Here is a 3,183-nt window from a genome sequence, read left to right as displayed (position 1 = left end):
TGTTGGAGTGACCTGGTTATTAGTTAAGGAAAATTATGAGACTTCAGATCAAGCAACTGCAGTTAAGAAAATGGTCAATTGGGTTTTACAGGAAGGTCAAAACTTGAACAATACTCTTGAGTATACTCGTGTTCCAGAAGCTATAGGTGCAAAAATACTTGAGAAAGTTGAAACTCAAGTAGCAAATCAATAATCAGACTTGAGCTATAGCAATTCCCAAAAAGAGTGAGGTACAAAATTCGTTTTTTTTAGGGAACAGGGAATAGGGAATAGAATAGAAATCAAAGATAGGTGTGCCTCATTAGGAATCTCCGATAATAAAAAATTAGCGTTGGTAAAGCGCGTGTATGATATTAATCTTAATTACTTAGGAGTCAACCCACCCCTCGCCCCTCCCCCTCCCAGGAGGGGAACAGGAGTCAGGAGTCAGGAGAGAAGAAAGAGGAATAGAAGGAGAAAGTTTTTTGGTCGCGTAAAGGTCATGGACTTCTATCGCGCTCTGATCCGGACATGATATCATGCCTCAAATTACCAACGCCAAAAATCAAATCAACTATCGCACAGAAATTATCAATTCTTTCCCCCTACTCCCTCTTTTCCGGAGATATCTATTGAACAGGACAAAAAAGTAGCGATCGCCCATCAAAACACCCTATTTAATAGACATCTGGTGATCATAAAAAATCAAATTAATTATCGCACAGAAATTATCAATTCTTTCCCCTTACTCCCTAATCCCTACTCCCTACTCCCTCTCTTCCAAAGTACTAAAGTGAATCTCTCTGGTAAACTGAAAAACTGAACTAAATTAAGGGGAACTATTTTAAAATGATAGAATCACTAAATGTATTAGGTGAAAAGCTAGAAGTTTGCTGTACTTCTCCCATGACTGGATTTTATCGGGATGGGTTTTGTCAGACTGGACCATCAGATTTTGGTTCCCACGTTATTTGTGCAGCAGTGACAGCAGAATTTTTGGAATTTACTAAGCGTCGTGGTAATGATTTGAGTACACCTAGACCAGAATATTCTTTTCCTGGTTTAAAACCTGGCGATCGCTGGTGTTTGTGTGCGTCTCGTTGGAAAGAAGCTCTAGATTCTGGAGTTGCACCACCAGTAGTTTTGTCAGGAACTCATCAAAAAGCATTAGAAGTAGTACCTTTGGAGGTTTTGCAGGAACACGCACTTATTTAGGTGGTAGGTCTGAGTTATAGCAGTCGAAGGAAAGGTTAGGACAGGTCAAAAGCTTAAAACTCAGACAAAGTAAGATTTTTCCTTATTCCCTCTTTCCTCTTCCTTCTTCCCTCTTCCCTCTTCCTTCTGCTACTACAAAACCACACCTAATGCAGTTTCTTGAGATTGACTTTCCAACATCAAACCATACTCTAAACTTTCAACAACCGCCTGATAAGAAGCATCCAAAATATTAAAAGAAACCCCAAGAGTCGTCCACCGTTGCTGACCATTACTAGACTCAATTAACACCCTAGTTTTAGCAGAAGTACCTGCACCACCATCCAAAATTCTCACTTTATAATCAGTCAAATAAAAATTAGCGATCGCTGGATAAAAATTTTCTAAAGCTTTCCGCAAAGCAGCATCTAAAGCTGAAACCGGACCATTTCCTTCAGCAGCTTCCAAAATATCCTGACCATTAACAGTAACTTTCACCGTCGCCAGAGAATTACTAACTTTTTCACCATCCTTATCCAAGTGAACCTGAAAACCCTTAATTTCAAAGAAATGCTGCCTTTGCTTCAAAGCTTTTCGCATCAATAACTCAAAACTAGCTTCTGCTCCCTCAAACTGATATCCCTCATTTTCTAACTCTTTTAAACTATCCAGAATTTGCCGACAAGCAGGGTTTTGACGCTCTAGCTCAATACCAAAACTTTTTGCCTTTGCCAACACATTACTCAAACCTGCTTGGTCAGAAATCACAATGCGACGACTATTCCCTATCTGTTGCGGTTGAATATGTTCATAAGTTAGTGGGTTGCGTTCCACTGCCGACACATGAATACCACCCTTATGAGCAAAAGCAGACAAACCCACAAACGGCGCGTGGTCATCAGGAGCAAGATTCACAACTTCACTAATAAAGCGACTGGTCTGAGTCAGTTTTTCCAGTTGTTGCGCCTGAATGCAATCATAACCCAACTTGATTTGTAAATTAGGAATCAAAGTACAAAGGTTAGCATTACCGCAACGTTCCCCATAACCATTGATAGTTCCTTGTATCATCTTCGCTCCTTCTCTGACAGCAGATAAAGCATTAGCAACAGCAGTACCTGAATCATTATGAGTGTGAATGCCTAATTTTGCAGTGGGCAAAGCATGGGAAACATCTGCTACTATCTGAGTAATTTCGTGGGGAAGAGTACCACCATTGGTATCACAGAGAACTAACCATTCCGCACCAGCATTAGTTGCAGCAGCTAAGGTTTGCAAAGCATAGTCAGGATTATTTTTGTAACCATCAAACCAATGTTCCGCATCATAGATGACCTGACGACCTTGACTACGGAGGTAATAAATCGTATCTGCAATCATTGCCAAATTCTCTTCCAGAGTAGTTTTTAGCCCCTCAACAACGTGCAAATCCCAAGATTTGCCAAAAATTGTCACCCACCGCGTACCAGCAGATAAAATGGGTTGCAGAGTGGTATCAGAAGCTGCTTGTTTTCCGGGACGACGAGTTGAACAAAATGCGACTACCTCTGCTTGAGTGAGAGGTTGTTCTTTTAGTTGCCAGAAAAATTGTACGTCTTTAGGATTCGCACCTGGCCAACCTCCTTCAATAAAAGGAATCCCCAAGCTGTCGAGTTGGTGCGCGATGCGTAGTTTGTCTTCTAGGGATAAGGATAGTCCTTCTCGTTGGGCACCGTCGCGTAGAGTTGTATCGTAGATCCAGAGTTTTTTCATTATTACTAGGGGTCTTAGAAATTCAGATAATTTTTCAACTTAATTTAAACTTTATAATTAATCCTACTTTTTCACTAATTTTTTACTTTATCTTTTAACTTTTAACTGCTAACATAGATAACTAATATAGGTCAAGATTATCATTTTCTTTGTGGGTTTAATACCCCACCGTCTACACGGTGTTCAAAATTACTTGGGGTTAGAATCCCCATGTAATTTTCCTCCTGTCTCCTGTCTCCTGTCTCCTGTCTCCTTCTA

The 3,183-nt window shown here is 40.3% G+C and carries 3 protein-coding genes and 1 pseudogene; 3 read left to right on the top strand and 1 reads right to left on the bottom strand.

Annotated elements, in window-relative coordinates; all coding sequences use genetic code 11:
- The 3 genes and pseudogenes from F6K13_RS25340 to F6K13_RS25330 form a co-directional block, all read left to right on the top strand.
- Positions 1–193: pseudogene (locus F6K13_RS25340) on the top strand (phosphate ABC transporter substrate-binding protein PstS); the annotation flags it as partial.
- Between the two features lie 138 nt (positions 194–331).
- Positions 332–514, top strand: coding sequence for a hypothetical protein (locus F6K13_RS25335; RefSeq protein ID WP_124146632.1), 183 nt, complete (start codon positions 332–334; stop codon positions 512–514).
- A gap of 314 nt (positions 515–828) precedes the next feature.
- A complete protein-coding gene (locus tag F6K13_RS25330) occupies positions 829–1,194 on the top strand; it encodes a DUF2237 family protein (protein WP_124146633.1) in 366 nt (121 codons plus the stop codon).
- A gap of 132 nt (positions 1,195–1,326) precedes the next feature.
- Here F6K13_RS25330 and cimA read toward each other — a convergent pair whose 3' ends face one another.
- Entirely contained in the window at positions 1,327–2,925 is a 1,599-nt protein-coding gene (gene cimA / locus F6K13_RS25325) for a citramalate synthase (RefSeq protein WP_287239232.1), read from the bottom strand.
- Between the last annotated feature and the right edge of the window lie 258 nt (positions 2,926–3,183).

The organism is Okeania sp. SIO2B9, assembly GCF_010672505.1.
GTDB lineage: Bacteria > Cyanobacteriota > Cyanobacteriia > Cyanobacteriales > Microcoleaceae > Okeania > Okeania hirsuta.
The sequence above is the reverse complement of the archived record's forward strand: the minus strand, read 5'-3'. Positions and strand labels throughout refer to the sequence as shown.